Origin of the sequence: Flavobacterium sp. (genome assembly GCF_039932285.1) — a bacterium.
Lineage (GTDB): Bacteria > Bacteroidota > Bacteroidia > Flavobacteriales > Flavobacteriaceae > Flavobacterium.
Window position 1 is genome coordinate 18,388 of sequence record NZ_JBDTQE010000038.1, and the last position, 8,728, is coordinate 27,115.

The 8,728-nt window shown below is 30.3% G+C and carries 7 protein-coding genes; all 7 read right to left on the reverse strand.

Annotated elements, in window-relative coordinates; all coding sequences use genetic code 11:
* Positions 1 to 2,019 carry a DUF3857 domain-containing protein gene (locus ABI549_RS08505; protein WP_348076031.1) on the reverse strand — a complete coding sequence of 673 codons (2,019 nt, stop codon included), beginning with the start codon at positions 2,017 to 2,019 and terminating at the stop codon, positions 1 to 3.
* Positions 2,016 to 3,866, reverse strand: coding sequence for a DUF3857 domain-containing protein (locus tag ABI549_RS08510; protein ID WP_348076032.1), 1,851 nt, complete (start codon positions 3,864 to 3,866; stop codon positions 2,016 to 2,018). The genes ABI549_RS08505 and ABI549_RS08510 overlap by 4 nt, the downstream gene beginning before the upstream one ends.
* Before the next feature lie 69 nt (positions 3,867 to 3,935).
* Positions 3,936 to 4,388 (reverse strand): D-aminoacyl-tRNA deacylase, encoded by a 453-nt coding sequence (dtd, locus tag ABI549_RS08515; RefSeq protein ID WP_348076033.1) that lies wholly within the window; start codon positions 4,386 to 4,388, stop codon positions 3,936 to 3,938.
* A 5-nt stretch (positions 4,389 to 4,393) separates the two neighbouring features.
* Positions 4,394 to 5,377 (reverse strand): ribosome small subunit-dependent GTPase A, encoded by a 984-nt coding sequence (gene rsgA, locus ABI549_RS08520; RefSeq protein WP_348076034.1) that lies wholly within the window; start codon positions 5,375 to 5,377, stop codon positions 4,394 to 4,396.
* A 99-nt stretch (positions 5,378 to 5,476) separates the two neighbouring features.
* Positions 5,477 to 6,562: a bifunctional 3-deoxy-7-phosphoheptulonate synthase/chorismate mutase type II gene (locus ABI549_RS08525; RefSeq protein ID WP_348076035.1), complete on the reverse strand. Its 1,086-nt coding sequence runs from the start codon at positions 6,560 to 6,562 to the stop codon at positions 5,477 to 5,479.
* A 20-nt stretch (positions 6,563 to 6,582) separates the two neighbouring features.
* Positions 6,583 to 7,752 (reverse strand): aminotransferase class I/II-fold pyridoxal phosphate-dependent enzyme, encoded by a 1,170-nt coding sequence (locus ABI549_RS08530; protein WP_348076036.1) that lies wholly within the window; start codon positions 7,750 to 7,752, stop codon positions 6,583 to 6,585.
* Positions 7,749 to 8,576 (reverse strand): prephenate dehydratase, encoded by an 828-nt coding sequence (locus tag ABI549_RS08535; protein WP_348076037.1) that lies wholly within the window; start codon positions 8,574 to 8,576, stop codon positions 7,749 to 7,751. The genes ABI549_RS08530 and ABI549_RS08535 overlap by 4 nt, the downstream gene beginning before the upstream one ends.
* Positions 8,577 to 8,728: the final 152 nt, after the last annotated feature.

Below are 8,728 nucleotides of genomic sequence, written 5' to 3' on the forward strand. Positions count from 1 at the left end.
TTATACTTTTTTAAGAACTATTTTTTCAGTTTGTTTTTTTATTATTTCTGCAAAAAATGTTTTCAAATCTGAATAATATTCCGAAGAAATAATAGGTGAGTTAAGATCTAACAATGATGAAATTTGAATCTTATTCCCAATATTAGAAACATTAAATTTAAAGCTCGCCATATTATCAATTAATGCTATACTAATAGGAGTAGGAAGTGATTCGACTGTATATCCATCAGGAATAGTAATAATTAACACATATTTATCCTGATTAGGATAAACAAAATCTACTGGATACTCTCTATTTTCTTGTTTAAATGGATTTTCAGTAAGTGTTAAAAACAACAATGGAGAAAAATACATTTTGTTTCCAATAATTTCTACAGAATTATTATGTTTAAAAGAATATGTTTCTATAATAGGCTTATCTAATTCTTGTTTATTTGTAATATCATATTCGTTTACTTCAATATTTTCATGCTTTTTTTCTAATTTTTCTAGGTATGTTTCTTTTGAAAGATCTAAATATTTACTTCTAAAACTTAATGCATTATAGTCAAAATATTGTTCTCTAATTTTACCTGCAATTCCAGCATTAGAATCTATTGTTCCCATGAGATTAACATAGTCTTTTGAAACCATTTTTGGCATTAGATCTACTTGTTCTGAGCTGCCATCCTTTCTTATTATTCTACCCAACCAATTTAAATCTCTTATAGGTAAAATATTAGGGAAAGCATTCTTACTTGTAGCATCAAGAAGAACTAAATCATTTCCAGTTTCTAATCCAACAATGACATAATTAAATGCTGTTCTACTAGGGTATAATGAAATTCCATTTGACCTTGTACTTATTAAGACTGGATTTGCTAGAATATCTGCATATCTTAACATAGCAGTAAGCATAAGATTTATCTCCGCAACATTTCCTGTTTTATTCTCGTAAGCTTTTTTTACTCCATCATCACAAGTATATCCATAGTACTCGTTCCAGTTCATTCGTGATTTTACATAATTAAAAATTACATTTGTTTTTTCTTCTTTTGTTTTTAACCCCGCTAATAATGGTTCTAGATCTTTCTCAAAATAATTTCCTTTTTTCAGTTGACCTCCAAAATCTTCATTTTCATATATTTTTTCTGTGACTTTTTCCCAAGTAGTCGAAAAGGATTCAAAAGCAGATTGTGGCATTTGTTTTCCAGCAAGTTCATGCTGTATAGTTGTAACATAGTTTTCAATATTATTTACATATGATTCTTCTTTTAATGCTGGAACATTATCTAATTTATACGTAATTTGATTCTCTTGATAATATATTTCTTCAGTGGATCTATTAGTACCTCCTGCATTATGTAAAGTTGGAGCAACTCTTTCTTTATAGTCTAAAGTGATTCTTTTTCTTATACTATTTTTAGTTTCTATGGGAGAAATAAATCCTTTTTTATACACATTATAGATAAAATACTCTGGTGTATAGGTAGAGTATTCTGAATGCTTTACCGGAATAGACCTTTGAAAACTCCAATCAGGAAATGTAGATATATAAGGAGATTTTATCGTGTATTTGTACTCAACAATAGAGCCCTCTTTTATATTAGGCATTGTTATTTTTTTTTGTGACCAAAATTTATTCTTCTTTTCTATAAATTCTCCATCACTTTTTAATTTTGTTTTCTCAATTTGACCATTTACTAAGTTATATGTGATAGCTTTTGAAAAAGACACATTTTCATCAGAATTTCCACCTATATAGAAAGTAACCGCTTTATTTGCCCAATCGTAGCCTTCTTTTTTATAAATTTTTATTTTAACTTCAACATCAGTAACTAAACTAAAACCTTCCTCTTGCTTAAACTCGAAATAAGTCTTGCCTTTCTCGTATATAACTGTTGCATTTGCAGAGGAATCTTTTGGATTAAATTTTTCATTTAATTCCTCAATGGTTACATTTCCTAATTCGTTTTTTTGGGCATATATATTAAAACTACATAATAGTATTACTGTTACGATAATGCTGCTTTTATTCATCGTTGTTTATTTTTTGTTATTACTAATTTTGAGTTATCTATTTTCGCAATTTTTTCTCTAAATAATCGATAATTTTCATATTCCAATTTATCATAATAACCTTTATTCATAAGTAAAGAACGCTTATAAAGGAATTTGGTTGGAGATAAATTAGATATTTCTATCTTATAAGTTCCAAATTTGCTAATCCATTCAGTATTTTCAGGTTTTGCCTCGACAACATAACCCTCTGGGATTGTAATTTCAAATTCATCCTCATCATAAAAACCTCTAAGAATTTCTAACTGATTATTTCTAGCTCTATATCGTTGAGGAATTAAGGAATATTGATTAAAAGCATTTAAAGAAAATATTAATGTTTTTCCGTTTAAATTTCCATAATTTTGTGCTTTAAATTCTAAATTTTCAGTAAATTCAAGCTCTTCCTTGTTATTATTAAATAAAACTTTGAGCAGATTTAAATTTGGAATTGTTTTTAGGTTAGACTTATAATATTCTGCAGTCTTTTCTTTAGACTCTTTTTCTAAATAATATTTATCATCATATTGAATGCCTTTACTTTTTATTAAAACATTACAATTAACATCTCCAATCTCATCTATAATATAATTTGCTTTTATAAATTGTGAATTCTTTTTTTCGTTGTAATCATTTGTCTTAACAATCTTGCTTTTTTCTGGCATTACAATCAAAGCATATCTGTCGTCAGTAAAATCCCCTTCAAAGCCAAACGGTTTAGTTTGACTTGTACATTCTAGAAAACAAAATCCATCTTTAACCGGCAATGCTAAAACAGCATGATTTCCTTGCATAGAAACAAAATCTCTTTCAAAACTTTTCTTATCAGAACCAGCATTAATAATAGTATAATATGATGGCACGTCAACTAACTTTAACAAAGTTCTTGTATAATTAGATAATGCTTTACAGTCCCCATAACCCAATCTATCTACATCTTTTGCAGGCATAGGCTTCCAACCACCAATTCCTAATTGAATACTTACGTATCGCGTTTTATCTTGAACATACTGATAAATAATTTTTGCCTTTTTAATAAGGTCTGTTTCCTTTCCTACAAGTGCTTTTATTTTCTCTTGAGTCTCAACAGGCAATTCATCTGTACCAAAAAGCAAGTTGTTGTACATCCAATCTCCAAACTCTTGCCAATTTTTAGCAGACCCTTCTACCCCTTCTAAAGTAAATTTATCAAGACCGAACAATACATGTGGAACAATATTTTGAAAAGACGGAGAATATTCTTCCATTTTTATAGAGGCTAAATTTTCTGCAGAAAATGACATTTGATTTTCATTTTGGGTGCTTATAATCTTATTTCCTTCAAACTTAATTTCTTTATATTTAAAACCTAAATCTTTTGGATAGTTTATATTTAATGTTGATTTTACAACACTTTCATGAGAATCATCTATTGGATACCAAGATGGAATAAAAGCAGTATTTAAACTTTCTTTTTCACTTTTATATACAATTATAAACGGATATTCTGTAGGTGTATAATCGAGAAATAATTTTCTGTCATCTGTAAAAATAGAAAAACCATCTGCAACACTTTGTTCCTTAAAATCTTTTTGCTTTATAAATTTTAGTTCCTTACCATTAATGTTATAAATTCTTGCCTCTATATTTATTATTTTATTGGATTTATCATAGTACTCAGTAGCATCAATATTATTTAATCCTAACTCGTTAAAAACCTTAACAACTTTGTATGTTTTTATCGAAAAAAGTTTCTGGGAAATTATTGAAATATTAATTTCTTGATTTAATACAACACTATTTGAGTTTTCCATTAGATTTTCTGGAACTACTATAGTCGAATAATCCATTTTTTGAGCAATCATAAAATTGCAGAAAAAAATAATTATCAATAAGCTTAATTTTAATTTCATCCTTTTTTACTCCTTATTTTTACTATCTATAATTATCGTTACTGGCCCATTATTTACTAACGAAACTTTCATATCTACTCCAAAAATACCTGTTTGCACTTTTTTTCCTAATTCGGTTTCTATCTGCTTAACGAAATTTTCATATAACGGAATGGCTATTTCTGGTTTGGAGGCTTTAATATAACTTGGTCGGTTTCCTTTTTTTGTGGAAGCGTGCAAGGTAAATTGAGAAACAACAACAATATCTCCATTTATATCTTTCACCGAAAGGTTCATTACCTCATTTTCATCGGCAAAAATGCGAAGATTTATTATTTTTGAGGTTAGCCAAATAATATCTTCTTGATTGTCTGAATCTTCAACACCAACTAAAACCAATAATCCCTGTTCGATTTCAGCTACAATTTTAGAATCGATTGTTACTGATGCTTGAGAAACTCTTTGGATTACGGCTTTCAAAATAATTATCCTTTATTTCTTGTCTCATCACTCGCAATTCGATCGTCATTATAAATATCGGTGCGATAAGTTTCGTCATCGCCTTCTAATATTTTCAAGTAACTATTGTATCGTGAATAGGAAATTTCGTCTTTTTCTAGTGCATCCTTAACGGCACATTTTGGTTCGTCTTTATGTAAGCAATTATTAAATTTACATTGGTCTTTGAGTTTGAAAAATTCTGGAAAATAGCCTGAAATTTCTTCTTTTTCCATATCAACAATTCCGAAACCTTTTATCCCCGGTGTATCTATAATTTGTGCTCCAAAAGATAAATCATACATTTCTGCAAAAGTCGTTGTATGTTGTCCTTGTTTACTTTGTTCGGAAATTGTTTTGGTTTTTAGATGCAAACTTGGTTCCATCGCATTGACCAAAGTAGATTTTCCTACGCCCGAATGTCCAGAAAACATCGTTACTTTACCAATCATTATATTCTTTAGCTCCTCGATTCCTTTTCCTTCGGTCGATGAAACTCGCAGGCATTTATATCCAATTTGCTGATAAATGTATTGCATAAACAATTGTTCGTCGAGCATCGCGTCGTCGTAAGTATCTATTTTATTGAAAACTAAAATGGTTTCTATTCCGTAAGCTTCAGCGGTAACCAGAAAACGGTCTATAAAATTGGTCGTTGTTGGTGGATTATTTATCGTAATTAACAAAAAAACATAATCTAGATTTGATGCAATAATGTGCATTTGATGTGAGAGATTAACCGATTTACGAACGATATAGTTTTTCCTTTCGTGAATATTCGTAATCGTTCCTGTAACTACATCAGAATTTTCATCTAAATCATAATCGACAACATCTCCCACAGCAATTGGATTGGTACTTTTGATTCCTTTCATTCGGAATTTTCCTTTTATACGACATTCCATAAAATCTCCTTCTGTAGATTTTACGGTGTACCAACTTCCTGTAGATTTATAAACGAGTCCTGTCATTCAAATTTTAGATTTTAGATTTTAGATTTTAGATTTTAGATTTCTCTAAAAACAAAATCTGTTCAGATAATTACGATTGCAAAATTACCACTTTATAATTTACAATTGATTTATAATTTTCTCTTGGTGTGTAATACTTTCTTGGTGAATCGCTTTAAACATTTTTAAGATAAATTCTTCACTTAACCCCTTTTCTTCTCCATCTAGAATCATTTTTCCAAGAATTTCATTCCATCGTTTGTTTTGTAAAACCGCCACATTATTTGCTTTTTTAAGTGCTCCTATTTGTTCGGCTACTTTCATACGATTTCCTAAAATTTCGAGGATTTTGCTATCATAAATATCAATATTGGCTCGCAATTTTATCATTTCGGTGTTATAACCATCTTCTTCGATAGTCATTTTTTTGACTTTCAAATCTTCAAAAATTTGTTTCAAAACAGTCGGTGTTACTTGCTGTGCCGCATCGCTCCATGCATTATCTGGATCTGTGTGGGTTTCAATAATTAATCCATCGTAATTCAAATCGAGTGCTTGTTGCGACACTTCCTGAATCATATCGCGTCTTCCTGTTATGTGCGACGGATCGATTATTAATGGTAAATCTGGAAAACGGCTTTGCAGTTCGATTGCAATTTGCCATTCGGGAATATTTCTGTATTTTGTCTTTTCGTAAGTAGAAAATCCTCTATGTATCACTCCTAATTTTTTGATTCCTGCGTTATACAAACGTTCTACACCACCAATCCACAAGGCTAAATCTGGATTTACAGGATTTTTGACCAAAACAATTTTGTCTGTATTTTGTAAAGCATCTGCAATTTCTTGAACTGCAAAAGGATTTACAGTTGTTCGAGCGCCAATCCACAAAACATCTATACCATATTCTAATGCTAATTTTACATGAGTAGCATTAGCTACTTCTGTTGCCATAAGTAAACCTGTTTCTGCTTTTGCTTTTTTCAACCATTTAAGACCAATTTCGCCAACACCTTCAAATCCGCCTGGGCGTGTTCTTGGTTTCCATATTCCAGCACGAAAAATGCTTACATCGGAGTTTTTTAATTCGTGTGCTATTTTCAGCACTTGTTCTTCAGTTTCTGCGCTACAAGGACCTGCTATTACTAACGGATGTGATAATTTGAAATCGTCTAACCAAGTGCGTAATGATGTACTATTTTCCATAGTTTTTGTTTGTTACAAAATTATAAATGAATTTGTTCTTCTATCAAAAAATTTGATAAAACTTCTTTAATTTTTTCTTCAGCAATACATAGGGAAAATCTAACATAACCTTCTCCGTTGCTTCCAAAAATTGTTCCTGGGGTAATAAATAAATCTTTTTCGTATAACAATTCATCTACAAAATCTTCCGAATTGGTTATTCCAATTGGTAATTTTGCCCAGACAAATAGCCCAACTGAATTTTCATCATAAGTGCATTTTAGTTTGTCTGCCAATTGAAAAACTAAATTTCTACGTGTATAATAAATTTTATTTTGTTCCTCGAACCAAGATCTATTTAGTTTTAGCGCTTCGATGGCACCTTTCTGAATTCCGTAAAACATACCGCTATCCATATTACTTTTTACCTTCAGGATAGCATCAATATATTTTACATTTCCAGAAACCATTCCCACTCGCCAACCTGCCATATTATAGGTTTTAGACAATGAATTTAATTCTAACGCGACTTCTTTTGCACCTGCAACTTGCAAAATTGAAATTGGATTATTGTTTAAAATAAAACTATACGGATTATCATTAACCAACAAAATTTGATGTTTTTTGGCGAAAGCCACCAACTTTTCAAACAATGACAAACTTCCAGTTGCTCCCGTTGGCATGTGCGGATAATTTACCCACATGAGTTTTACTTTGGTCAAATCTGTTTTTTCTAAATATTCAAAATCAGGCTCCCAATTATTTTCTGCTATCAAATCATAAAAAACAGGTTTTGCTCCCACTAAATTGGTCACAGAAACATACGTTGGATAACCCGGATTTGGAATTAAAACTTCGTCTCCTTCATTCAAAAAAGCGATTGAAATATGCATGATTCCTTCTTTAGAACCCATTAACGGTAAAATCTCATTGTTGAAATTTAAATCGACTTGAAAGTTGCTTTTGTAAAAATTTGCTATTTCTTGTCTCAGTTCTGGCAAACCTTGATAAGATTGATATTGATGTGAAACAGCATCAAACATTGCATTTTGCATTGCTTGAACAACTAATTTTGACGGTTGCAAATCTGGACTTCCAATGCCCATATTCACAACTGGTCTTCCTTGAGAAATTAGCTCCCGTACTTCTCTCAATTTTGATGAAAAGTAATATTCTTCAACCGTTTTTAATCTATTTGCTGTTTTTATCATTGTGCTCCTTTTTTGTATTCTCCTAAAACTTTAAAATGCGTCGTCATTAATTCCAATATTTTTTTTGCTTTTTCGTAATGTTTATATTTCGCAAAAACTATATCTACAAAGAATGAATATTGAAATGGTGTTTCAATTATAGGCATCGATTGAATTTTGGTTAAATTTAATTTGCAATTATTCATCACATTCAAAACAGTTGCCAAGTTCCCTGGCGTATCATCTAATTCAAATTTTATAGAAGCTTTATTAATTTCTTCTTTCGGAATTTCTTTGTTTTGGGTTTTAACAATCACGAATCGTGTTTTATTACTTTTTATAGTGTGAATTCCAGCAGCAATAATATCTAAATCATACATTTTTGCAGCAATTGGGCTAGCAACCGCACCTATTCCTAACAAATTTTCATTTTTAATTCTCATTGCAGTTTCTGCAGTATCTCCACTTTCTACTAGTTTAATATGAGGATATTGCTTAAAAAAAACAGCACATTGCAACAATGCAATTGGATGGGAATGAACTTCTGTGATATCTTCAATTTTCTGACCTTTTAAAACCATCAAATTCATGTGAATATCCAAATAATGTTCTCCTATAATGTGTAAATTATTGTTGTCGATAAGTGCATAATTTGGAATTATAGAACCCGCAATTGAGTTTTCTAAAGCCATAATTCCTTTTTGAGTCTTGTTTTCTTTAAGACTTGTAACTAAGTTTTCAAAAGACATACATTCGTCTAACCCAACTGAATCTCGAAAAAATTCTTGGGCTACTTGATGATGAAAAGAGCCTTTAATTCCCTGAATTGCAATTTTTATTTCCATATAGCAAAAAAAATCCCGTCTTGTTATAGACGGGATTGTATATTTATATTATTAATTTAATTTTCTAATCAAATAACCATACAACAATCCCTTCCTATGTTCCAATAGAAATAAAAAGAATTGTTGCTAAAAAATGTATTATTTGTGATCAT

Excerpts from the sequence above, each read along its gene's own strand:
- ABI549_RS08505 (WP_348076031.1), bottom strand. The coding sequence starts at position 2,019 with ATGAATAAAAGCAGCATTATCGTAACAGTAATACTATTATGTAGTTTT.
- ABI549_RS08510 (WP_348076032.1), bottom strand. The coding sequence starts at position 3,866 with ATGGATTATTCGACTATAGTAGTTCCAGAAAATCTAATGGAAAACTCA.
- rsgA (WP_348076034.1), bottom strand. The coding sequence starts at position 5,377 with ATGACAGGACTCGTTTATAAATCTACAGGAAGTTGGTACACCGTAAAA.
- ABI549_RS08525 (WP_348076035.1), bottom strand. The coding sequence starts at position 6,562 with ATGGAAAATAGTACATCATTACGCACTTGGTTAGACGATTTCAAATTA.
- ABI549_RS08530 (WP_348076036.1), bottom strand. The coding sequence starts at position 7,752 with ATGATAAAAACAGCAAATAGATTAAAAACGGTTGAAGAATATTACTTT.
- ABI549_RS08535 (WP_348076037.1), bottom strand. The coding sequence starts at position 8,576 with ATGGAAATAAAAATTGCAATTCAGGGAATTAAAGGCTCTTTTCATCAT.